The sequence below is a fragment of the Prevotella fusca JCM 17724 genome (genome assembly GCF_001262015.1).
Classification (GTDB): domain Bacteria; phylum Bacteroidota; class Bacteroidia; order Bacteroidales; family Bacteroidaceae; genus Prevotella; species Prevotella fusca.
Genome location: NZ_CP012074.1, coordinates 1,146,226 through 1,167,990, shown reverse-complemented (window position 1 = coordinate 1,167,990; position 21,765 = coordinate 1,146,226). Strand labels below are relative to the sequence as shown.

Sequence of the window (21,765 nt, the reverse complement as noted above, 5' to 3'; positions counted from 1 at the left end):
TTATGGCATTAGAAAATAAACCCAGAGTAAATTTCGCCAGCGTTAAGAGTCCGTACCCATATCCGGATTTCCTCGATGTGCAGTTGAAGTCTTTCCGTGACTTCTTACAGCTGGATACTCCGCCTGAGGAACGCAAGAATGATGGTTTGTATAAGGTGTTTGCAGAGAACTTCCCTATCACCGATACGCGTAATAATTTCGTCCTTGAGTTCTTGGATTACTATGTTGACCCACCAAGATACACTATTGATGAGTGTTTGGAACGTGGCTTGACATACAGTGTACCTTTGAAGGCAAAGATGAAGCTGTATTGTACTGATCCTGATCATGAGGACTTCGGTACATTTATTCAGGATGTATTCCTGGGAACAATTCCTTACATGACCAGTAATGGTACTTTTGTGATCAATGGTGCTGAGCGTGTTGTGGTTTCTCAGTTGCATCGTTCTCCGGGTGTGTTCTTCGGTCAGGGTGTCCATGCTAATGGTACTGTTCTCTACAGTGCACGAATTATCCCGTTTAAGGGTTCATGGATTGAGTTTGCTACTGACATCAATAATGTCATGTATGCTTATATTGACCGTAAGAAGAAGCTGCCTGTAACCACTATGCTTCGTGCTATTGGTTATGAGTCTGATCGTGACATCCTTCAGATATTTGATCTCTGTGAGGAGGTGAAGGTCAACAAGAAGAATATGAAGGCAGCTATCGGTCGTAAGATTGCTGGTAATGTGATGAAGTCTTGGACTGAAGACTTTGTTGATGAGGATACCGGTGAGGTCGTTTCTATCGAGCGTAACGAGGTTGTTGTTGAGCGTGAGACTGTCATCACAGAAGAGAATGTTGATGAGATTCTTGACAGCTCTGTTTCTACAATCCTGCTCCATAAGGATGAAGAGGCTGCGAGCAAGTACTCTATCATTTTCAATACACTTGCCAAAGACCCGAGCCACTCGGAGATTGAGGCAGTAAACTATATTTATCGTCAGTTGCGTAATGCTGATGCTGCTGATGATGCAAGTGCACGTGAGGTATTCCAGAACCTCTTCTTCTCAGACAAACGTTATGATTTGGGTGAAGTAGGTCGTTATCGTATCAACAAGAAGTTGAATTTGGATACGGATATGGATGTACGTGTACTGACAAAGGACGATATCATTGAGATTATCAAGTATCTTATCAGCCTTATCAATTCAAATGCAACGGTTGATGATATTGACCACCTGTCAAACCGTCGTGTTCGTACTGTAGGTGAGCAGCTGGCTAATCAGTTCTCTATCGGTCTTGCACGTATGAATCGTACAATCCGTGAGCGTATGAACGTTCGTGACAGCGAAGTGTTCCAGCCAACGGATCTGATTAATGCAAAGACCATCTCAAGTGTCATCAACTCATTCTTTGGCACTAATCCATTGAGTCAGTTCATGGATCAGACCAACCCGTTGGCTGAGGTAACTCACAAACGTCGTCTTTCGGCGCTTGGTCCTGGTGGTCTGTCTCGTGAGCGTGCAGGTTTTGAGGTGCGTGACGTTCACTATACCCACTACGGCCGTCTTTGTCCTATTGAGTCTCCTGAAGGTCCTAACATCGGTTTGATTTCTTCACTTTGTATGTATGCAAAGATCAATGATCTTGGTTTCATCGTGACACCATACCGTCGTGTGAGCGATGCTAAGGTTGATATGGACAACAAGGATGTTCTGTTCTTGACAGCAGAGGAGGAAGAGGATCAGATTATCGGACAGGGTAATGCACCATTGAATGCTGATGGTACATTTATTCGCAATTTTGTTAAGTGTCGTCAGGATGCAGACTACCCTGTTGTTGCTCCAGATTCAGTAGCTCTCATTGACGTTTCACCGCAACAGATTGCTTCTGTATCAGCAGGTCTGATTCCATTCTTGGAGCATGATGACGGTCACCGTGCGTTGATGGGATGTAACATGATGCGTCAGGCTGTTCCATTGCTTCACAATGATGCTCCTATCGTTGGTACTGGTCTTGAGAAGCAGGTGTGTGAGGATTCACGTACGATGATTACTGCAGAAGGCGAAGGTGTAATCGAGTATGTTGACGCTACAACCATCCGTATCCTCTATGATCGTACAGAGGACGAGGAGTTTGTAAGTTTCGAGCCTGCCTTGAAGGAATATCGTATTCCTAAGTTCCGTCGCACCAACCAGAATATGGTTGTTGACCTCCGTCCTATTTGCGAGAAGGGTCAGCGTGTGAAGAAGGGTGATATTCTTACAGAGGGTTATGCTACAGAGAACGGTGAGTTGGCATTGGGTCGAAACCTTGTTGTTGCTTATATGCCTTGGAAAGGTTACAACTATGAGGATGCTATTGTTATCTCTGAGCGTATGGTCCGTGAGGACGTATTGACCTCAGTTCACGTTGACGAGTATTCTCTTGAAGTTCGTGAAACCAAGCGTGGTGTTGAGGAGTTCACTGCAGACATCCCTAACGTAAGTGAGGAAGCTACTAAGGATCTTGACGATAATGGTATTATCCGTATCGGTGCTCGTGTTGAGCCTGGCGATATCATGATTGGTAAGATTTCGCCTAAGGGCGAGAGTGATCCTTCACCAGAGGAGAAACTTCTCCGTGCAATCTTCGGTGACAAGGCTGGTGACGTGAAGGATTCTTCACTGAAGGCAAATCCTTCATTAAGTGGTGTTGTTATCGATAAGAAGCTCTTTAGCCGTGCCATCAAGACACGTGAAAGCAAGCGACTGGACAAAGTTACACTTGCCAAGATTGATGAAGAGCAGGAGGCTAAGATCAACGATTTGAAGGAGCTGTTGGTTGACAAGTTGCTTGAGTTGACAGAAGATAAAGTCTCAGAGGGTGTCAAGGACTACTCTGATGCAGAGATTATCACCAGGGGCAGCAAGTTTACCGTTGCAGCGTTGATGAACCTCGACTATGAGGGCATCCAATCAAATGGCTGGACAGATGATGAGCATACCAATTTTCTTATCCAGAAGTTGATTATGAACTACATCCGCAAGTACAAGCAGATGGATGCTGAACTGAAGCGTAAGAAGTTTGCCATCACTATCGGTGATGAACTTCCTTCGGGTGTTCTTCAGATGGCAAAGGTTTACATTGCCAAGAAACGTAAGATTCAGGTAGGTGATAAACTTGCTGGTCGTCACGGTAACAAGGGTATCGTTTCAAAGGTTGTACGTACAGAGGATATGCCGTTCCTGGAGGATGGTAGTCCTGTAGACTTGGTGCTGAACCCAATGGGTGTGCCTTCACGTATGAACCTTGGTCAGATTTTCGAGGCTATCCTCGGTGCCGCAGGTCACAAGTTGGGTGTTAAGTTTGCAACTCCTATCTTCGATGGTGCCAAACTTTCTGACCTGAAGGAGTGGACGGACAAGGCTGGTCTGCCAAATCTCTGTTCAACCTACATCTATGATGGTGAGACAGGTGAGAAGTTCGATCAGCCAGCTACAGTGGGTATCACTTACTTCTTGAAACTTGGTCACATGGTTGAAGATAAGATGCACGCTCGTAGCATTGGTCCGTACTCATTGATTACCCAGCAGCCACTTGGTGGCAAGGCACAATTTGGTGGTCAGCGTTTCGGAGAGATGGAGGTCTGGGCTATTGAGGCTTTCGGAGCATCTCATGTTCTTCAGGAAATCTTGACAATTAAGTCTGATGACGTTGTTGGTCGTTCAAAGGCTTACGAGGCTATCGTTAAGGGTGAGCCAATGCCAACTCCAGGTATTCCAGAGTCACTGAACGTGCTGTTGCATGAACTTCGTGGTCTCGGTCTGAGCATCAAACTTGATTAATACGTACACCCCATAATAGAAGTAAAAAATGGCTTTTAAGAAAGATAATAAAGTAAAGAGTAATTTCAGCAAGATTACTATCGGACTGGCTTCACCTGAGGAAATCCTTGAGAACTCCTTTGGTGAGGTAACCAAGCCAGAGACCATCAACTACCGTACCTATAAACCAGAGCGTGACGGTTTGTTCTGTGAGCGCATCTTTGGTCCTACAAAGGACTATGAGTGTGCCTGCGGTAAGTACAAGCGTATTCGCTACAAGGGAATTGTCTGCGACCGTTGTGGTGTTGAGGTGACAGAGAAGAAAGTACGACGCGAGCGTGCCGGTCATATCGAACTGGTTGTCCCTGTTGCTCATATCTGGTATTTCCGTAGCCTTCCTAACAAAATCGGATACCTTCTCGGTATGCCAACCAAGAAGCTCGATGCTGTTATTTACTACGAGAAGTATGTTGTCATCCAGCCGGGTGTCGTAGAGGGTATGAAGAATGCCGATACTGAGGAAGATTTGAATGGCTCTCATAAGTTCGATCTTCTCTCTGAGGATGAGTATCTTGATATCCTTGACAATAAGCTGCCCGAAGGAAATGAGCGTCTGGATGATTCTGACCCGAGCAAGTTTATTGCCAAGATGGGTGCAGAGGCTATCTATGACCTCCTTTCTGGTATCGACCTTGACCGTCTGGCTGGTGAATTGCGTGACCGTGCAACAACTGACTCAAGTCAGCAGCGTAAGACAGAGGCTTTGAAGCGTCTGCAGGTTGTTGAAGGTTTCCGCCAGTCGATTGGTGTGAACAATCCGGAGTGGATGATCATGAAGATCGTTCCTGTTACTCCACCAGAGCTTCGTCCGTTGGTGCCATTGGATGGTGGTCGTTTTGCAACATCCGACCTTAACGACCTTTATCGTCGTGTCATCATTCGTAACAATCGTTTGAAGCGACTCATGGAAATCAAGGCTCCTGAGGTTATTCTCCGTAATGAGAAGCGTATGCTCCAGGAAGCTGTTGATTCTCTCTTCGACAACAGCCGTAAGTCTTCAGCTGTGAAGAGCGAGAGCAACCGCCCGTTGAAGTCACTCTCTGACTCTTTGAAGGGTAAGCAGGGACGTTTCCGTCAGAACCTCCTCGGTAAACGTGTAGACTATTCTGCACGTTCAGTTATCGTCGTTGGTCCGGAGTTGAAGATGGGTGAGTGTGGTCTGCCTAAGTTGATGGCAGCCGAGCTTTATAAGCCGTTCATTATCCGTAAGCTCATTGAGCGCGGTATCGTGAAGACCGTAAAGAGTGCCAAGAAAATTGTTGACCGCCGTGAGCCGGTTATCTGGGATATTCTTGAGAACGTAATGAAGGGTCATCCGGTAATGTTGAACCGTGCCCCTACACTTCACCGTCTTGGTATTCAGGCATTCCAGCCTAAGCTGATAGAGGGTAAGGCTATCCAGTTGCATCCATTGGCATGTACAGCGTTCAACGCCGACTTCGATGGTGATCAGATGGCTGTCCATCTCCCATTGAGCAATGAAGCTGTGTTGGAGACACAGGTTCTGATGCTCCAGAGCCATAACATTCTCAACCCTGCTAATGGTGCGCCTATCACCGTTCCGTCACAGGATATGGTGCTTGGTCTCTACTATATCACAAAGATCCGTCCAGGTGCAAAGGGCGAAGGTCTCACTTTCTACGGTTCAGAGGAAGCAATTATTGCTTACAATGAGAAGAAGTGTGACCTCCATGCACAGGTAAAGGTTGTCGTTGACGACCTCGTTGATGGCAAGATTCTGAAGCGTATGGTTGAGACTTCAGTTGGTCGTGTCATCGTGAACCAGATCATTCCTGTTGAGGTTGGTTTCTTCAATGGTATTATCTCAAAGAAGTCTCTTCGTGGTCTTATTGCTGATGTTATCAAGGCTGTCGGTATGGCACGTGCATGTGAATTCCTTGATGGTATCAAGAACCTCGGTTATCGCATGGCTTATGTTGCTGGTCTTTCTTTCAACCTCGATGACATCATCGTTCCTGTTGAGAAGACAGATATCGTAGGTAAGGGTCAGAGTGAGGTTGATCAGGTGAAGGCTAACTATGAAATGGGTTTCATCACTGACAAGGAGCGTTACAATCAGGTTATTGATGCGTGGACACACGTAAACAACAACCTTAAGCAGAGTGTGATGAAGCACATGACAGAGGCTGATCAGGGATTTAATGCTGTATATATGATGCTTGACTCTGGTGCCCGTGGTTCTGCTGACCAGATTGCACAGCTTGCTGGTATGCGTGGTCTGATGGCTAAGCCACAGAAGGCTGGTGCTGAAGGAGCTCAGATTATTGAAAACCCGATTATCTCTAACTTCAAGGAGGGTATGTCGGTGCTGGAGTACTTTATTGCTTCTCACGGTGCCCGTAAGGGTCTTGCTGATACGGCTATGAAGACTGCCGATGCCGGATACCTGACACGTCGTCTTGTTGACGTTTCTCACGATGTTATCATCAATGAGGAAGACTGTGGTTCACTCCGTGGTCTTGAGTGTCGTGCCTTGAAGAATGGTGATGAGACGATTGCAACTCTGTACGAGCGTATTTTAGGTCGTGTGTCTGTACACGACGTTGTTAATCCAACAACAGGTGACATTATCGTTGCTGCAGGTGAGGAAATCACCGAGGCAAAGGCACAGGCTATTGAGAATTCGCCAATCGAGATGGTTGAGATTCGCTCCGTACTCACTTGTGAGAGCAAGAGGGGTGTTTGTAAGAAGTGTTATGGACGTAACCTTGCTACGGCACGCATGGTACAGATGGGTGAGGCTGTCGGTGTCATTGCTGCACAGGCTATTGGTGAACCAGGTACACAGCTTACACTTCGTACGTTCCACGCCGGTGGTGTGGCTGGTAATGCAGCTGCCAATGCAACGATTGTTGCCAAGAACGATGCTAAGATTGAATTCGATGAGCTTCGTACCGTGCCATTTGTTGACGATGATGAGAAAGAATGTCAGATGGTTGTCAGCCGTCTTGCTGAAATTCGCTTCATCGATCCTAATACTGGTATCGTACTTCTTACAGACAATGTACCTTATGGTAGTGCGCTCTACTTCAAGTCGGGTGACACTGTTAAGAAGGGTGATTTGATTTGTAAGTGGGATCCGTTCAATGCTGTTATCGTTAGTGAGTATGCCGGTGTTCTCCGTCTGCACGATGTAGTAGAAGGTGTAACCTATAAGGCGGAAACCGATGATGCGACAGGTCTTACCGAGCGTATCATTATTGACTCACGTGATAAGACAAAACTTCCGACAGTAGATGTTGTTAAGGTTGGAGCTAAGAAAGGTGCTGATGGGCTTTATGCTCCATCTGACATTCTTGGTACCTATAACCTCCCCGTAGGTGGTCACTTGGAGCAGGTACTTCTCGATGGTGCTGAGATTAAGACGGGTATGACATTCGTTAAGATTCCACGTTCTGTTGGTGGTGCTGGTGATATTACCGGTGGTCTTCCACGTGTTACTGAGCTCTTCGAGGCTCGTAACCCATCTAATCCTGCTGTCGTGTCTGAAATCGATGGTGAGATTACCATGGGTAAGGTGAAGCGTGGTAACCGTGAGATTATCGTGACTTCCAAGACAGGTGAGCAGCGTAAGTACCTTGTTAGTCTGTCTAAGCAGATTCTCGTGCAGGAACACGATGCTGTTCGTGCTGGTACTCCACTGTCTGATGGTATTACCACTCCGGCTGACATCTTGTCTATCATGGGTCCAACAGCCGTACAGGAGTATATTGTCAATGAGGTTCAGGACGTATATCGCTTGCAGGGTGTGAAGATCAATGACAAACACTTTGAGATTATCGTCCGTCAGATGATGCGTAAGGTACGTATTGACGATCCGGGAGATACAACGTTCCTTGAGCAGGAGCTTATTGATAAGCTCGACTTCGCTGAGGAGAACGACCGTATCTGGGGTAAGAAAGTTGTTACCGACCCGGGTGATTCTGAGAACTGTTATAAGGGGCAGATTCTCTCTGTGCGCAAGCTGCGTGATGAGAATTCAAGCCTCAAGCGTCGTGACCTCAAGCTCGTTCAGGTGCGTGATGCCGTACAGGCAACAGCTACCCAGATTCTTCAGGGTATCACACGTGCTGCCCTCGGTACGAAGAGCTTTATGAGTGCTGCTTCCTTCCAGGAGACAACAAAGGTACTCAACGAGGCTGCTCTCCGTGGTAAGAGCGATAACCTTGAGGGAATGAAGGAGAACGTTATCTGCGGTCACCTCATTCCTGCTGGTACTGGTCTTCGCCAGTGGCAGAAACTCGTTGTCGGTTCACAGGAGGAGCATGAGCGTATGGAGGCTAACAGGAAGAATGTCCTTGATTATGCTAATCAGGAAGTAGCAGAGGCGACGCAGGAGTAATCCAGCCCTCTACATACATAATATTAAAAAGGATTCACGGCGAGGCTGTGAATCCCTTTTTGTTTTTTGGTCGTTGATTGTGCAGAATGCTCAGGGGCGTCAGTGGAACATCCCAGGAGTATTGTCGAGCAAAGGGAGGTGACAAGATGAAATCTTTTGCTGTTAGATTTGTGCGAATGACTTTAAAGTGTTATCTTTGCATAACAGAAATAAAGTATTATCTAAATCTTATTAATAAAATGGACAATAACAATCAGAATCAGGAGGGACAGCAGTTGCAGATTGATCTCTCACCAGAAATCGCTAAAGGTGTTTATACAAACTTCCAGATAATCTCTCATTCAAGCTCAGAGTTTGTGCTTGATTTCGCTTCACTTCTCCCAGGTGTTCCAAAGGCAACAGTGGCAAGCCGTGTTATCATTGCTCCAGAGCACGCACTGCGTCTTCTTGCTGCTTTACAGGATAACGTGGTACGTTATGAGAAGGAATTTGGCAAGATTGATCGTCATGAGCCAAATCAGGAACCACGCACCATTGCTCCTTTCGGAAATGGTAATGTTGATGCATAGATTTTTTTGAAAAGGAAATAGTAAGCAAGCCACCTCTGAGAAATTGGAGGTGGCTTTTGTATTCTTACCCCCCCAAAAAAATCTGTTCAGGCTCTTATTAACCGATTTGATTTTAAACAGGTAGTACTGTGTTGACTTTGTAAAAAGCAAGCACTTAATTAAGTTGTTTTTGGTAGAACAACTCTTTTCTAACAGCAGGTTGATTTTACATCGGCAATATTTTGTATGATGTTTAGCACCATTGGTGTTTACCAATAGCACCACATGTGCTGGGCAACAACACATCGGTTGAAGATGGGGAGTGATTCATTATGGTCATGATGATGTGTATAGTAAGGCAGTAATGGCTAACTTATATGGGGAACGTTTACTGGGCAGCAGATTTGTTTTTTACCCACTATGGGAAAGTAAGGCGTTGTTGCTAAGACATTTTCCTTCTCCCTTATAAAATATAGGTCTTTTTTCTTCCTGTTTCTTTGTTTATCAGAAAATTAAGTCTATTTTTGTGCAGGTATAAAACCATCAAGATAAAACTTTCTGTACTGGTGGAGGTTCTCTTTTGGGATGGTGGTAGAAAGGAACGTTAAGGTAGGAGGGCCTGTCGTGTTGAACGAATGGGAAATAGTCCGAGTGTAAGGTACTTGCGAGCAGATAAGCATGAAGCCTGTGACAAAAGACTTGTAGGATTAAAGCGTGTTGTAGAATAGTGTCATCAACTAAAAGCTAAGAGTATTATGAATAGGATGAGTAAAGTGTTGATCTTGTTTATTCTGTTGAGCAGTTTGATACAGGGAAGTGCAGCTGGTTTCGTAAGGGAAAACAAGCTGTATGTCATTGATGGGATTGTCTTGGATTTACCTGATGCTGATGAAGGAGATTTCATGTTTGAAGAAAGAAATGACACTTTATATATCATGCCATTGACATACTTCACGCTTGATGGAGCTGGTCTTTTCTTCCCAGATGACATTTGTGTTGTAAACCTGCAGGAAACGATAGCTATCGGTGTCAAACAGGAAATTACAGACGATACACCTGCTGTATGGTTAGACTTCTCTTCTGAAAGAAACAGGTTGGAGAAGGCTATAAAACAAAAGTATTTCGTCTGGACTTCTCAAGAACAGGAAGGATATTTATACAGGCATCACTGGGAGGCTGTTAAGGAGTTGTCTTTGCAGTTTCAAAAGATGTATTATAATAATATTCTGGCAAAACAAACTGAGTATAAGGAATGTTGTCCGGAGTATATTGAGCAGGCAAGGGACATTCTTGCCATGAAAGATAAAGATTTTGTGTCTTTCAAGCAGCTGAGTGTTTATCCTCAAATAAAGTATAGGACAATTACAATACGTTATTGGAAACAGCAGGAGTACAGGCATATTGTAGTTGTAGAGAAACCACTGTAAGGTAAACGGAAGGAGAAGCGAGTATGAAAGTTTTATTGTTTGTGTTGATGATTTTATCTTTTGGAGGATGTGTCAATAGCGTGGCTGCAGCAGGGTGTGTCGTTGCTACAGCCTCTTCCATGTGCTACAGCAATGCTGTAGGTATGGCATGTGGTACTGGAATAGAAAATAGACCTGTCATGTTTTGCCCGGAAAAGAGTGGGACATTTCAGAAGAGGAATACAGAAAATAATGTTAAAGACTTCCTGAACACTAATGACAGAACTTCTGGATTGAGGCTTACGGATGGTGAACAGCTTATGCTGCCTTGTTTTTCCGGCGAAAGCAAAACCGAATTATATATAGTTTATTTTGTTGGTCGCACGGAGAAAGAACGAAGTTTCTGGGATGTATATAGTAAGAATGGTTTTTGGAAAGGTAAAAACAACGAGCAGGTTCACAGATACTCAAAAGATATGGAACGTTATATCAATGCGAGAATAAATCAATATGATGTTTTTGCCATTGCTTTAAATAAGAGGATGGTCAAGGATATAAGAGAAGATGAGTTCCTGCCAGACAGCAATGCTGTTTATAAGACATATCTGCTGACAAACGGTAAATGGATACAAACTGACAGTTTTAGGGTGCAGGATGTGCCGAAGGATACAGGTAGGTATCTGATGAACATATCATGCAGAAGGGGTAAAAAGTCTCTTGAGGTGCTGGGAGATAGTCTGGTGTCTTTACTGGATTTCTCAGATAGGGTTAATTGTTCTTGTACTTCAGGTAGGGAGGATTGTGTGCTTGATTGTCTGAGAGTGGATTATTTCCTTTTGTTCTCCAGCGCTCGCATGCCAGTGATGCTGTTGGATGCAGCACATAAATTGTTGTTCAAGAAGTATAAAGAGAAAAGAAAAACGACGGAACATATAAAGGTCTATGCCTTGTTGTCTGTAAATAATAAGGTTACTGACTCTGTTCTCTGTTATGAATATTATAGCAATGCCGAGAACTTGTCTGCTTATGAGCAAATATTTTATATTGATACCAATCAGCGTAAGATATGGACTGTTAAGTTGACTTATGATGTGGAAGGTGCAGGGGCAGACGCAGTAAAAGTTTGCACAATAGATTTGGACAGGAATTGCTTTGTCCAAGAAAATGCAATAAAGAACAACCCAACAGATGTGTTAAAGAATGAATAAAAAGTTATTTATTGTTAACATGAGTGGTGCGGTGAATTATTCTTTTTCTTATTATTAGGTCATTTGAGGGAATCTTTGTACCTTTGCAACCCGAAACGACAGAGCAGATTATAAGGCTTTAAAGCGTGCGGCTTGTGTTCGTAATGGATTGAAAATAAACAAAATAAATATATAACAATAAAAAGTAAAATTATGCCTACTATTTCACAGTTAGTAAGAAAAGGCAGAAAGGACATCGTAGACAAGAGCAAGTCTCCGGCTTTGGACAACTGTCCACAGCGCCGTGGTGTTTGCGTTCGTGTTTACACGACGACTCCTAAGAAGCCTAATTCGGCAATGCGTAAGGTTGCCCGTGTTCGTTTGACCAACCAGAAGGAGGTTAACTCTTACATTCCAGGAGAGGGTCACAACTTGCAGGAGCACAGTATAGTACTCGTTCGTGGTGGTCGTGTTAAGGACCTCCCTGGTGTACGTTATCACATCGTTCGTGGTACTCTTGATACCGCAGGTGTTGCCAACCGTACGCAGCGTCGTTCCAAGTACGGTGCTAAGCGTCCAAAAGCAGCTAAGAAGTAATATCTGCGTTGCCTGAAAGGCAGCAAGTAAACTTCAATCCATAAGCCGAGGTGCAACGGCCGGTGATGGTCGATGCTCCGAGGCTCTTTAAAAGAAGAAAACTAATAACAATCAGTTTTGCTGGAGATTTGTAATCACAAAGGTTGAGTAAATACCCAAGAGAGGGTGTTGAAGAACGAAAGACGACAGCCTCCGCAGAATTAAAGTTTAAAAATTAAAATGAGAAAAGCAAAACCAAAGAAGCGTGTAATCCTTCCAGATCCAAAATTCAATGATCAGAAGGTGTCAAAGTTCGTAAATCACTTGATGTATGATGGTAAGAAGAATACCTCATACGAAATCTTCTATGCAGCCCTTGATATCGTAGGCGGTAAGATGAAGAACGAGGAGAAGTCTCCACTTGAGGTGTGGAAGCAGGCTCTCGATAACATTACGCCACAGGTAGAGGTTAAGAGCCGCCGTATCGGTGGTGCTACTTTCCAGGTTCCGACAGAGATTCGCCCTGATCGTAAGGAAAGTGTCTCAATGAAGAATATGATTGCTTTCGCACGTAAGCGTGGTGGTAAGAGCATGGCTGACAAGCTGGCTTCTGAGATTATGGACGCTTTCAATAACCAGGGTGGTGCTTTCAAGCGTAAGGAAGATATGCACCGCATGGCTGAGGCTAACCGTGCATTTGCTCACTTCAGATTCTAATCAAGTTATTATAATAAGGTAAAAAGAAAATGGCAAATCACGATTTACATTTGACTCGTAATATCGGTATTATGGCACACATTGATGCCGGTAAGACGACTACATCTGAGCGTATTCTTTTCTATACAGGTAAGACGCATAAGATCGGTGAGGTTCATGACGGTGCTGCTACCATGGACTGGATGGCACAGGAGCAGGAGCGTGGTATCACTATTACATCTGCTGCAACCACATGTAACTGGAACTATCTCAACAAGTCTTATAAGATTAACTTGATTGATACCCCGGGACACGTTGACTTCACCGCTGAGGTTGAGCGTTCACTCCGTGTCCTCGATGGTGCTGTTGCTACTTATTCTGCTGCTGACGGTGTACAGCCACAGTCTGAGACCGTATGGCGTCAGGCTGACAAGTACAATGTACCACGTGTCGGTTATGTAAACAAGATGGACCGTTCTGGTGCTGACTTCTTTGAGACGGTACAGCAGATGAAGGATATCCTTGGTGCTAATCCGCTCCCTGTTCAGATTCCTATCGGTGCAGAGGAGAACTTCAAGGGCGTTGTAGACCTCATCAAGATGAAGGCTATCTTGTGGCACGATGAGACAATGGGTGCTGAGTATACTGTTGAGGAGATTCCTGCAGACTTGGCTGACGAGGCTGCTGAGTGGCGTGACAAGCTGCTTGAGGGAGCTGCAAACTTCGATGATGAGTTGATGGAGATGTATCTTGAAGGTCAGGATATTCCTGAGGATAAGCTCATCGCTGCAATCCGCAAGGGTTGTATTGCTATGGAGTGCTGTCCTATGCTCCTTGGTTCTTCTTATAAGAACAAGGGTGTTCAGCCACTTCTCGATTATGTTTGTGCTTTCCTGCCTTCTCCACTGGATACACCAGCTATCGTTGGTACAAATCCGGACACTGAGGAAGAAGAGGATCGTAAACCAAGTGAGAGTGACCCAACAGCTGCGTTGGCATTTAAGATTGCTACTGACCCATTCATGGGTCGTCTGGTATTCTTCCGTGTCTACTCAGGTAAGGTTGTTGCTGGTTCTTACGTATTCAATACACGTTCTGGCAAGAAGGAGCGTATCAGCCGCCTGTTCCAGATGAACTCTAACAAGGAAATTCCTATGGAGTCAATTGATGCTGGCGATATCGGTGCTGGTGTAGGTTTCAAGGATATTCGTACAGGTGATACACTCTGTGATGAGAGTGCACCAATCATTCTGGAGTCCATTACCTTCCCTGATACTGTGATTTCTATCGCAGTTGAGCCAAAGAGCCAGGCTGACGTTGCTAAACTTGACAATGGTCTTGCTAAACTTGCTGAGGAAGACCCAACATTCACCGTTCGTACTGATGAGCAGAGTGGTCAGACCATTATATCTGGTATGGGTGAGCTTCACCTCGATATCATTATCGACCGTCTGAAGCGTGAGTTCAAGGTAGAGTGTAACCAGGGTAAACCACAGGTTAACTACAAGGAGGCTATTACAAAGGCTGCTCAGAGCCGTGAGACTTACAAGAAGCAGTCTGGTGGTCGTGGTAAGTTCGCTTGTATTGATGTAACTATCGAGCCAAAGGACGAGGATTACACAGAGGGCGACTTGCAGTTCATTAACGTTGTTAAGGGTGGTAACGTGCCTAAGGAGTTCATCCCAGCTGTAGAGAAGGGATTCAAGGACTGTCTGGGTAACGGTGTACTTGGTGGTTTCCCATTGACAGGTCTCAAGGTTACTTTGTCTGATGGTTCTTTCCACCCGGTTGACTCTGACCAGTTGTCATTCGAACTCGTAGCTCACCAGGCGTTCAAGGTACTCTGCCCCAAGGCAGGTCCTGTTCTCATGGAGCCTATCATGAAGGTAGAGGTTGTTACTCCAGAAGAGAACATGGGTGATGTTATCGGTGACTTGAACAAGCGTCGTGGTCTTGTACAGGGTATGGATGAAGCTCGTAGCGGTGCACGTATCGTTAGAGCAATGGTTCCATTGTCAGAGATGTTCGGTTATGTAACAGCTCTGCGTACAATTACTTCTGGTCGTGCTACTTCTTCTATGGAGTATGATCACCACTCTCCTGTATCAAGTTCTCTCGCTAAGGAGATCCTTGATGAGTTGAAGGGCAATTCAGATCTCGTTAAGTAAATAAAATTAAGGTGTAGCTCTCTCATAGCGAATGACTCTTATGAGAGGGCAACCTTTATATCAATTCAACAACAAATAACAAATTAAACATGAGTCAGAAGATTCGTATTAAGCTGAAGTCTTACGACCACCAGTTGGTTGACAAGTCAGCAGAGAAGATTGTGAAGGCTGTTAAGGCAACTGGCGCTATCGTTAGCGGTCCTATTCCATTGCCAACACACAAGCGTATTTACACTGTAAACCGTTCTACATTTGTTAACAAGAAGTCACGTGAGCAGTTCCAGCTTTCAGATTTCAAGCGTCTCATTGATATCTATAGCTCTACAGCAAAGACTGTTGACGCTTTGATGAAACTTGAGTTGCCTTCAGGTGTAGAGGTTGAAATCAAGGTGTAGTCAGCTGTTGACAAGTAAGAAACAAATTAATACAAAAAGCATTTACATTCATTTTAAAATAATTAATTGAAATGCCAGGATTATTAGGAAAGAAAATCGGAATGACATCCGTTTTCAGTGCCGACGGTAAGAACGTACCGTGCACTGTTATCGAAGCTGGTCCTTGTGTTGTAACCCAGGTTAAGACCGTTGAAAAAGATGGTTACAAGGCTGTTCAGTTAGGTTTCGGCGAGGCTAAGGAGAAAAGAACTTCTAAGCCACAGCAGGGACACTTCAAGAAAGCCGGCACAACACCAAAGAAGCACTTGGCCGAGTTCAAGTTTGAGGAGGAGTATAACCTCGGTGACACTATTACCGTTGAACTGTTCAGCGATGCTAAGTTCGTTGATGTTGTAGGTACGTCTAAGGGTAAAGGCTTCCAGGGCGTTGTAAAGCGTCACGGATTCGGTGGTGTAGGTCAGTCTACTCACGGTCAGGATGACCGCGCTCGTAAGCCGGGAGCTATCGGTGCTTGTTCTTACCCAGCTAAGGTCTTCAAGGGCATGCGCATGGGTGGACAGATGGGAGGCGACAGAGTAACAACTCAGAACCTTCAGGTGTTAAAGGTTATTCCAGAGCACAATCTTATCCTCGTTAAGGGTAGTGTAGCTGGATGTAATGGTTCAACCGTAATAATTAAGAAGTAATGGATATTAACGTATTAGATATCAAAGGTCAGGAGACCGGCCGCAAGGTAACTCTTAACGAGAATATCTTCGGAATTGAGCCTAACGATCACGTCCTCTACCTCGCAGTTAAGCAGTATCTCGCTGACCAGCGTCAGGGTACAGCTAAGTCAAAGGAAAGAAGTGAGCACGCTGGTTCTACTCGTAAGTTGGGTCGTCAGAAGGGCGGCGGCGGTGCTCGTCGTGGTGATATCAACTCACCAGTCCTCGTAGGTGGTGGTCGTGTTTTCGGTCCTAAGCCACGTGACTACAGCTTCAAGCTGAACAAGAAGGTAAAGGTTCTTGCTCGTAAGTCAGCTTTGTCTTACAAGGCACAGGATAATGCTATCGTTGTCGTTGAAGATTTCAATCTTGATGCTCCAAAGACAAAAGATTTCGTAAATATTGCAAAAAATCTGAAAGTTGATGGCAAGAAAGTGCTTCTCGTTTTGCCAGGAGTAGAGAAAAACGTATATTTGTCGGCTCGTAATCTGCAGAAGGCTGAAGTTATGACAGCTGCACAGGTAAATTCATACAAGGTTTTGAATGCTGATGTAGTGGTTATTACAGAGAATTCTCTGAAGGTTATCGACGAAATCTTAACCAAGTAATAATTAGGAGACAAGAATAATTATGGGATTTATCATTAAACCAATGGTCACTGAAAAGATGACCAAGTTGACAGACAAGTCTTCTGAGGATAAGGTTGTAAAGCACAAGGGTGAGAAGAGAACTGTTTTGGCGCAGCCAAAGTATGGTTTTATCGTTAAGCCTGAGGCCAACAAACTTGAGATTAAGAAAGAAGTTGAGGCTCTGTACAACGTTACAGTAGTAGATGTGAATACCGTTCGTTATGCTGGTAAGCGTCAGGCACGTTATACCAAGGCTGGTCTCGTGAAGGGACAGAAGAACGCATTCAAGAAGGCTATCGTCACTTTGAAGAATGGCGATTCAATCGATTTTTACAGCAATATTTAAATAAAAAATGGCAGTACGTAAATTAAACCCGGTTACACCGGGACAAAGACACAAGGTTATTGGCACGTTCGAGGATATTACTGCATCCGTGCCAGAGAAGTCTCTCGTTTACGGTAAACGTTCTACCGGTGGTCGAAACAACACCGGTAAGATGACCGTCCGTTACATGGGCGGTGGTCACAAGAAGAAGTATCGTCTTATCGACTTCAAGCGAGAGAAAGATGGTGTTCCAGCTGTAGTGAAGACAATCGAGTATGATCCTAACAGATCAGCTCGCATTGCGCTGTTATACTATGCTGATGGTGAAAAACGTTACATTATTGCTCCTAACGGACTGCAGGTTGGCGCAACTCTGATGTCAGGTGCTGAGGCAGCACCTGAGGTTGGTAATGCCCTTCCATTGGCTAACATTCCTGTTGGTACTGTGATTCATAATATTGAGTTACGTCCTGGACAGGGTGCATTGCTCGTTCGTTCGGCTGGTAACTTTGCTCAGCTTACTTCTCGTGAAGGCAGTTATTGTGTTATTAAGCTCCCTTCTGGTGAAACGCGCCAGATTTTGTCAGCTTGTAAGGCAACTGTTGGTAGTGTAGGTAATTCTGACCACGCACTCGAGCAGTCTGGTAAGGCTGGTCGCTCTCGTTGGTTGGGACGTCGTCCTCACAACCGTGGTGTTGTTATGAACCCAGTTGATCACCCAATGGGTGGTGGTGAAGGTCGCCAGTCTGGTGGTCACCCACGTTCACGTAAGGGCTTGTACGCTAAGGGTCTCAAGACTCGTGCACCTAAGAAGCTTTCAAACAAGTACATCATTGAGAGAGCTAACAAGAAGTAAACAAAGTAATTAAGAGTAAATTATGAGTCGTTCATTAAAAAAAGGTCCATACATCAACGTATCACTCGAGAAGAAGATTCTCGCGATGAATGAGAGTGGTAAGCAGAATGTCGTTAAGACATGGGCCAGAGCATCAATGATTTCCCCTGATTTTGTGGGTCACACTGTTGCAGTTCATAACGGAAATAAATTTATCCCTGTTTACATTACTGAGAACATGGTAGGTCACAAGCTCGGAGAGTTCAGTCCTACACGCCGTTTTGGTGGCCACTCCGGTAATAACAAGAAGTAAGCAGGTCATAATCCATTTAGAAAATAGAATAATATAATGGGAGCAAGAAAACATATAAAGGCTGAAGCTCGTAAAGAAGCTTTGAAAAGCCAGTATTTTGCAAAGCTCAAGGACTGTCCTTCTTCTCCACGTAAGATGCGCTATGTTGTTGACATGGTTCGTGGTATGGAAGTCAATCGTGCCCTTGGCGTGCTGAGATTCTCCAAGAAGGCAGCTGCCCAGAACGTTGAGAAACTTCTGCGTTCAGCTATCAACAACTGGGAGACAAAGAATGACCGCAAGGCTGAAGACGGTGAACTTTATATCTCTAAGGTCTTCGTTGATGAAGGCGTTACAATGAAGCGCATGCGTCCTGCACCACAGGGCCGTGGCTACAGAATCCGCAAACGTTCTAACCACGTCACTCTTTTCGTTGATTCGAAGGCTGACGCTAATAATGATGATAAATAAATAGTAGAATGGGACAGAAAGTTAATCCAATTAGCAACCGTCTTGGTATCATCCGCGGTTGGGAGTCAAATTGGTTCGGTGGCAAGAACTTCGGGGATAATCTCGTAGAGGATCGCAAGATTCGTACTTACCTGAACAAGCGTTTGGAGAAAGCAAGCGTTTCCCGTATTGTCATAGAGCGCACATTGAAGCTCGTCACCATTACTATTTGCACCGCTCGTCCGGGTATCGTTATTGGTAAAGGTGGTCAGGATGTTGATAAGCTCAAGGAAGAGTTGAAGAATCTTTTCAAGAAGGAGATTCAAATTAATATCTTCGAGGTTAAGAAACCTGAACTTGATGCAAACATCGTTGGTAACAATATCGCTCGTCAGGTAGAGGGTAAGATTGCTTACCGTCGTGCTATCAAGATGGCAGTTGCTAACACTATGCGTGCTGGTGCTGAGGGTATCAAAGTTCAAATTACAGGTCGTCTGAACGGTGCCGAAATGGCTCGTAAGGAAATGTTTAAGGAGGGTCGTACTCCTCTGCATACTTTCCGTGCAGACATCGATTATTGTCAGACAGAAGCCCTTACCAAGGTTGGTCTGCTGGGTATCAAGGTTTGGATTTGCCGTGGTGAAGTTTATAACAAGGTAGATTTTACCCCTAACTTTACTCAGGAGAAGGGCAATGGCCGTTCCAACAATGGTGGCCGTTCTGGAAGAGGTAATCGCAGAAGAAACAATAACCGTTAAAAGAAGAAGCTATCATGTTACAGCCAAAAAGAGTAAAATATAGAAGACCTCAGGACGGACGTGGCAATAAAGGCAACGCCCACAGAGGTACACAGCTTGCTTTCGGCTCATTCGGCATCAAGACACTTGAGGCTAAGTGGATCGACAGCCGTCAGATTGAGGCCGCTCGTGTAGCAGTGAACCGCTACATGAACCGTCAGGGCCAGGTCTGGATTCGTATCTTCCCTGATAAGCCAATCACTCGCAAGCCTGCCGATGTTCGTATGGGTAAGGGTAAGGGTGATCCAGCAGGATGGGTAGCACCGGTTACTCCAGGTCGTGTTCTCTTTGAAGTAGAAGGTGTCAGCTTTGATATTGCAAAGGAGGCTCTTCGCCTCGCTGCACAGAAGCTGCCTGTTAAGACAAAGTTTATTGTTAGACGTGATTTCGATAAAAACGCTTAAGAAAGATGAAGATTAAAGAAGTAAAAGAACTCGAGACCAAAGAATTGGTTGAGAAGATTGAGAATGCTGAGACAGCCCTCGCAAAGATGAAGCTGAATCATCAGATTACTCCGCTTGAGAATCCATCTCAGATTAAGACCGCTCGTCGTGACATTGCACGTATGAAAACAGAACTTTCTCAGAGAGAACTTAATAAATAACAATGGTCCAGATGGAAACAAGAAATTTAAGAAAAGTAAGACAGGGTGTCGTTATCAGCAACAAAATGGATAAAACCATCGTTATTGCGGCTAAGTTCAAGGAGAAGCACCCTATTTATGGTAAGTTTGTCCAGAAGACAAAGAAGTACCATGCTCATGACGAGAAGAATGAGGCAAATGTAGGTGATACAGTGCTTATCATGGAGACTCGTCCTCTTTCTAAGACAAAGAGATGGAGATTAGTTCAAATTGTAGAAAAAGCTAAGTAATTATGATACAGACAGAATCAAAACTTACAGTATGTGATAACAGCGGTGCTCGTGAGGCAAAGTGCATTCGTGTGCTGGGTGGTACACGCCGTCGTTATGCAAGTGTTGGTGACGTTATCGTAGTTGCTGTACAGAACGTCATCCCATCAAGTGAATTGAAAAAGGGTGCAGTATCAAAGGCTTTGATCGTTCGCACAAAGAAGGAAATCCGTCGTGCTGATGGTTCATACATCCGCTTCGATGACAACGCATGTGTATTGCTGAACAATGCAGGCGAAATCCGCGGTAGCCGTATCTTCGGTCCGGTTGCTCGTGAGCTGCGTGCAGTGAACATGAAGGTCGTTTCTTTGGCACCTGAGGTTCTTTAATTATTAAATAGAATAATAAAATGGCAAAATTCCATATAAAGAAAGACGATCAGGTCATTGTTCTTGCCGGTGCAGACAAGGGCAAGACTGGAAAGGTGCTTAAGGTCATCGCAGACAAGGAGCGTGCTATCGTTGAGGGCGTGAATATGGTCTCTAAGAGCACGAAACCTTCTGCTGCTAACCCTCAGGGTGGTATCGTTAAGCAGGAGGCTGCAATTCATATCTCAAATTTAAGTCTCATCGATCCGAAGAGCGGTAAGGCAACACGTATCAAGATTGAGCGTGAAGGCAAGACTGTTAAGCGTATCGCTAAAAAGTCAGGGGAGGAAATTAAGTAATGAATACAGCTCAGTTAAAGAAACAGTATAAGGAGCAGATTGCTCCTGCTCTGCAGAAGCAGTTCAACTATTCTTCAGCTATGCAGGTACCTGTTCTGAAGAAGATTGTTATCAACCAGGGTCTTGGTGATGCAACTCAGGATAAGAAACTTATCGAGGTTGCTGTCAATGAGATTTCTTCTATTACAGGTCAGAAGGCTGTTGCAACTTATTCTAAGAAGGATATTGCAAACTTCAAACTGCGTAAGAAGATGCCTATCGGCGTTATGGTAACGCTGCGCCGTGAGCGTATGTATGAGTTCCTCGAGAAACTCGTTCGTGTATCTTTGCCACGTATCCGTGACTTCAAGGGTATTGAGAGCAAGTTTGATGGTCGTGGAAACTATACTCTCGGTATTACCGAACAGATTATCTTCCCAGAGATTAATATCGATCAGGTTGACCGCATCCAGGGTATGAACATTACCTTCGTTACATCAGCTAAGACTGACGAAGAGGGCTATGCTTTGCTGAAGGGCTTCGGACTTCCATTCAAGAATGCTAAAAACGATTAATTGATATGGCAAAAGAATCAATGAAAGCTCGCGAGGTAAAGCGTGCAAAACTTGTTGCTCGCTATGCTGAGAAACGCGCAGCTCTGAAGAAGATTATCGCTACTTCAAATGATCCTGAAGAGGCTTATGAGGCTGCTCGCAAGTTGCAGTCTATTCCAAAGAATGCTAATCCTATTCGTCTGCACAATCGTTGCAAGATTACAGGACGTCCAAAGGGTTACATCCGTCAGTTCGGTCTCTCTCGTATCCAGTTCCGTGAGATGGCATCTCAGGGACTCATTCCAGGAGTGAAGAAGGCAAGCTGGTAATCAAATATATCGATGCGGATAGTGAATTGTAATTTATATTTTGTACCTTTGCAGTTCATTATCCGCTTTCAAGCGATTTTTTAATATTGTCGGGGTAGT

General features: G+C 44.6%; 23 protein-coding genes. All 23 read left to right on the top strand.

The annotated features are described in order from the left end of the window. Positions 1-2: 2 nt before the first annotated feature. Positions 3-3,812: a DNA-directed RNA polymerase subunit beta gene (gene rpoB / locus ADJ77_RS04870; protein ID WP_050696089.1), complete on the top strand. Its 3,810-nt coding sequence runs from the start codon at positions 3-5 to the stop codon at positions 3,810-3,812. 28 nt (positions 3,813-3,840) lie between these two features. After that, positions 3,841-8,214, top strand: coding sequence for a DNA-directed RNA polymerase subunit beta' (gene rpoC / locus ADJ77_RS04865; RefSeq protein ID WP_050696088.1), 4,374 nt, complete (start codon positions 3,841-3,843; stop codon positions 8,212-8,214). 239 nt (positions 8,215-8,453) lie between these two features. Beyond that, entirely contained in the window at positions 8,454-8,783 is a 330-nt protein-coding gene (locus ADJ77_RS04860) for a DUF3467 domain-containing protein (RefSeq protein ID WP_025078274.1), read from the top strand. 743 nt (positions 8,784-9,526) lie between these two features. Then, positions 9,527-10,189, top strand: coding sequence for a hypothetical protein (locus ADJ77_RS04855; protein WP_234398112.1), 663 nt, complete (start codon positions 9,527-9,529; stop codon positions 10,187-10,189). Between the two features lie 23 nt (positions 10,190-10,212). Then, positions 10,213-11,376, top strand: a complete 1,164-nt coding sequence (locus tag ADJ77_RS04850) for a hypothetical protein (RefSeq protein ID WP_025078276.1) — start codon at positions 10,213-10,215, stop codon at positions 11,374-11,376. Between the two features lie 192 nt (positions 11,377-11,568). Further along, positions 11,569-11,952 carry a 30S ribosomal protein S12 gene (rpsL, locus tag ADJ77_RS04845; protein ID WP_004335835.1) on the top strand — a complete coding sequence of 128 codons (384 nt, stop codon included), beginning with the start codon at positions 11,569-11,571 and terminating at the stop codon, positions 11,950-11,952. A gap of 219 nt (positions 11,953-12,171) precedes the next feature. Continuing rightward, on the top strand, positions 12,172-12,648 hold the full coding sequence (gene rpsG / locus ADJ77_RS04840; RefSeq protein WP_025078277.1) for a 30S ribosomal protein S7: 477 nt from the start codon (positions 12,172-12,174) through the stop codon (positions 12,646-12,648). Between the two features lie 29 nt (positions 12,649-12,677). Continuing rightward, positions 12,678-14,795 (top strand): elongation factor G, encoded by a 2,118-nt coding sequence (fusA, locus tag ADJ77_RS04835; RefSeq protein ID WP_025078278.1) that lies wholly within the window; start codon positions 12,678-12,680, stop codon positions 14,793-14,795. Between the two features lie 89 nt (positions 14,796-14,884). Further along, positions 14,885-15,190 carry a 30S ribosomal protein S10 gene (gene rpsJ / locus ADJ77_RS04830; protein ID WP_004352787.1) on the top strand — a complete coding sequence of 102 codons (306 nt, stop codon included), beginning with the start codon at positions 14,885-14,887 and terminating at the stop codon, positions 15,188-15,190. Positions 15,191-15,261: 71 nt separating this feature from the next. Continuing rightward, entirely contained in the window at positions 15,262-15,876 is a 615-nt protein-coding gene (gene rplC / locus ADJ77_RS04825; protein ID WP_025078279.1) for a 50S ribosomal protein L3, read from the top strand. Continuing rightward, complete coding sequence (gene rplD, locus ADJ77_RS04820; RefSeq protein WP_025078280.1) at positions 15,876-16,505, top strand: 50S ribosomal protein L4; 630 nt, start codon at positions 15,876-15,878, stop codon at positions 16,503-16,505. Before rplC ends, rplD begins: the two co-directional genes overlap by 1 nt. A 22-nt stretch (positions 16,506-16,527) precedes the next feature. Beyond that, on the top strand, positions 16,528-16,872 hold the full coding sequence (gene rplW / locus ADJ77_RS04815; RefSeq protein ID WP_025078281.1) for a 50S ribosomal protein L23: 345 nt from the start codon (positions 16,528-16,530) through the stop codon (positions 16,870-16,872). A gap of 7 nt (positions 16,873-16,879) precedes the next feature. Beyond that, positions 16,880-17,707, top strand: coding sequence for a 50S ribosomal protein L2 (rplB, locus tag ADJ77_RS04810; RefSeq protein ID WP_004361610.1), 828 nt, complete (start codon positions 16,880-16,882; stop codon positions 17,705-17,707). Between the two features lie 22 nt (positions 17,708-17,729). After that, on the top strand, positions 17,730-17,999 hold the full coding sequence (rpsS, locus tag ADJ77_RS04805; RefSeq protein WP_004352759.1) for a 30S ribosomal protein S19: 270 nt from the start codon (positions 17,730-17,732) through the stop codon (positions 17,997-17,999). A 36-nt stretch (positions 18,000-18,035) separates the two neighbouring features. Further along, positions 18,036-18,449 (top strand): 50S ribosomal protein L22, encoded by a 414-nt coding sequence (rplV, locus tag ADJ77_RS04800; protein ID WP_004352772.1) that lies wholly within the window; start codon positions 18,036-18,038, stop codon positions 18,447-18,449. Between the two features lie 8 nt (positions 18,450-18,457). Continuing rightward, positions 18,458-19,186: a 30S ribosomal protein S3 gene (gene rpsC, locus ADJ77_RS04795; RefSeq protein ID WP_025078282.1), complete on the top strand. Its 729-nt coding sequence runs from the start codon at positions 18,458-18,460 to the stop codon at positions 19,184-19,186. Positions 19,187-19,200: 14 nt separating this feature from the next. Next, on the top strand, positions 19,201-19,629 hold the full coding sequence (rplP, locus tag ADJ77_RS04790) for a 50S ribosomal protein L16 (protein WP_004335808.1): 429 nt from the start codon (positions 19,201-19,203) through the stop codon (positions 19,627-19,629). A 5-nt stretch (positions 19,630-19,634) separates the two neighbouring features. Further along, positions 19,635-19,829: a 50S ribosomal protein L29 gene (rpmC, locus tag ADJ77_RS04785; RefSeq protein ID WP_050696087.1), complete on the top strand. Its 195-nt coding sequence runs from the start codon at positions 19,635-19,637 to the stop codon at positions 19,827-19,829. Positions 19,830-19,831: 2 nt separating this feature from the next. Continuing rightward, entirely contained in the window at positions 19,832-20,098 is a 267-nt protein-coding gene (gene rpsQ / locus ADJ77_RS04780; protein WP_004361615.1) for a 30S ribosomal protein S17, read from the top strand. Between the two features lie 2 nt (positions 20,099-20,100). Further along, a complete protein-coding gene (gene rplN / locus ADJ77_RS04775; protein WP_004361616.1) occupies positions 20,101-20,466 on the top strand; it encodes a 50S ribosomal protein L14 in 366 nt (121 codons plus the stop codon). A 20-nt stretch (positions 20,467-20,486) separates the two neighbouring features. After that, positions 20,487-20,804 carry a 50S ribosomal protein L24 gene (gene rplX / locus ADJ77_RS04770; protein ID WP_004361617.1) on the top strand — a complete coding sequence of 106 codons (318 nt, stop codon included), beginning with the start codon at positions 20,487-20,489 and terminating at the stop codon, positions 20,802-20,804. After that, positions 20,804-21,358 (top strand): 50S ribosomal protein L5, encoded by a 555-nt coding sequence (gene rplE, locus ADJ77_RS04765; protein WP_004361618.1) that lies wholly within the window; start codon positions 20,804-20,806, stop codon positions 21,356-21,358. Before rplX ends, rplE begins: the two co-directional genes overlap by 1 nt. Positions 21,359-21,363: 5 nt before the next feature. Beyond that, positions 21,364-21,666, top strand: a complete 303-nt coding sequence (gene rpsN / locus ADJ77_RS04760; protein WP_004361619.1) for a 30S ribosomal protein S14 — start codon at positions 21,364-21,366, stop codon at positions 21,664-21,666. The last annotated feature ends 99 nt before the right edge of the window (positions 21,667-21,765 follow it).

Bases quoted from the DNA above. Each gene is read 5' to 3' on its own strand.
- rpoB (WP_050696089.1), top strand. From the start codon at position 3: ATGGCATTAGAAAATAAACCCAGAGTAAATTTCGCCAGCGTTAAGAGT.
- rpoC (WP_050696088.1), top strand. From the start codon at position 3,841: ATGGCTTTTAAGAAAGATAATAAAGTAAAGAGTAATTTCAGCAAGATT.
- ADJ77_RS04860 (WP_025078274.1), top strand. From the start codon at position 8,454: ATGGACAATAACAATCAGAATCAGGAGGGACAGCAGTTGCAGATTGAT.
- ADJ77_RS04855 (WP_234398112.1), top strand. From the start codon at position 9,527: ATGAGTAAAGTGTTGATCTTGTTTATTCTGTTGAGCAGTTTGATACAG.
- ADJ77_RS04850 (WP_025078276.1), top strand. From the start codon at position 10,213: ATGAAAGTTTTATTGTTTGTGTTGATGATTTTATCTTTTGGAGGATGT.
- rpsL (WP_004335835.1), top strand. From the start codon at position 11,569: ATGCCTACTATTTCACAGTTAGTAAGAAAAGGCAGAAAGGACATCGTA.
- rpsG (WP_025078277.1), top strand. From the start codon at position 12,172: ATGAGAAAAGCAAAACCAAAGAAGCGTGTAATCCTTCCAGATCCAAAA.
- fusA (WP_025078278.1), top strand. From the start codon at position 12,678: ATGGCAAATCACGATTTACATTTGACTCGTAATATCGGTATTATGGCA.
- rpsJ (WP_004352787.1), top strand. From the start codon at position 14,885: ATGAGTCAGAAGATTCGTATTAAGCTGAAGTCTTACGACCACCAGTTG.
- rplC (WP_025078279.1), top strand. From the start codon at position 15,262: ATGCCAGGATTATTAGGAAAGAAAATCGGAATGACATCCGTTTTCAGT.
- rplD (WP_025078280.1), top strand. From the start codon at position 15,876: ATGGATATTAACGTATTAGATATCAAAGGTCAGGAGACCGGCCGCAAG.
- rplW (WP_025078281.1), top strand. From the start codon at position 16,528: ATGGGATTTATCATTAAACCAATGGTCACTGAAAAGATGACCAAGTTG.
- rplB (WP_004361610.1), top strand. From the start codon at position 16,880: ATGGCAGTACGTAAATTAAACCCGGTTACACCGGGACAAAGACACAAG.
- rpsS (WP_004352759.1), top strand. From the start codon at position 17,730: ATGAGTCGTTCATTAAAAAAAGGTCCATACATCAACGTATCACTCGAG.
- rplV (WP_004352772.1), top strand. From the start codon at position 18,036: ATGGGAGCAAGAAAACATATAAAGGCTGAAGCTCGTAAAGAAGCTTTG.
- rpsC (WP_025078282.1), top strand. From the start codon at position 18,458: ATGGGACAGAAAGTTAATCCAATTAGCAACCGTCTTGGTATCATCCGC.
- rplP (WP_004335808.1), top strand. From the start codon at position 19,201: ATGTTACAGCCAAAAAGAGTAAAATATAGAAGACCTCAGGACGGACGT.
- rpmC (WP_050696087.1), top strand. From the start codon at position 19,635: ATGAAGATTAAAGAAGTAAAAGAACTCGAGACCAAAGAATTGGTTGAG.
- rpsQ (WP_004361615.1), top strand. From the start codon at position 19,832: ATGGTCCAGATGGAAACAAGAAATTTAAGAAAAGTAAGACAGGGTGTC.
- rplN (WP_004361616.1), top strand. From the start codon at position 20,101: ATGATACAGACAGAATCAAAACTTACAGTATGTGATAACAGCGGTGCT.
- rplX (WP_004361617.1), top strand. From the start codon at position 20,487: ATGGCAAAATTCCATATAAAGAAAGACGATCAGGTCATTGTTCTTGCC.
- rplE (WP_004361618.1), top strand. From the start codon at position 20,804: ATGAATACAGCTCAGTTAAAGAAACAGTATAAGGAGCAGATTGCTCCT.
- rpsN (WP_004361619.1), top strand. From the start codon at position 21,364: ATGGCAAAAGAATCAATGAAAGCTCGCGAGGTAAAGCGTGCAAAACTT.